Genomic DNA, 288 nt, shown 5'->3' with positions numbered 1-288 from the left:
TCGGGTTATTGATGCTCTTTTGGTTTGGCGCTTGCGCAGTTTTCTAAAGACAGTTTTTTCTGCAGCACTTGGAACCGATCCTTAGTTGATTTGTGTTCCGGTCTCAGCAATCAAGATCGCCGTTTACGCCATTACCGGCTTTGCATCCGCGCTTGCTGGCATCGTCCATGCCGGGCAATTCAATTTTGGGAGTGCCAATGATGGGACCGGATATGAATTGACGGCCATCGCGGCTGTCGTCATCGGAGGAACCAGCCTGTTTGGCGGGTCAGGTTCAATGGTCGGAAC

General features: G+C 51.7%; 1 pseudogene. It reads left to right on the top strand.

Annotated elements, in window-relative coordinates:
• Positions 1 to 94: 94 nt before the first annotated feature.
• Positions 95 to 288: pseudogene (locus AF337_RS15635) on the top strand (ABC transporter permease subunit); the annotation flags it as partial.

Source organism: Rhizobium ecuadorense (assembly GCF_001187535.1).
In the GTDB taxonomy this organism is placed as follows: domain Bacteria; phylum Pseudomonadota; class Alphaproteobacteria; order Rhizobiales; family Rhizobiaceae; genus Rhizobium; species Rhizobium ecuadorense.
The sequence above is the reverse complement of the archived record's forward strand: the minus strand, read 5'-3'. Positions and strand labels throughout refer to the sequence as shown.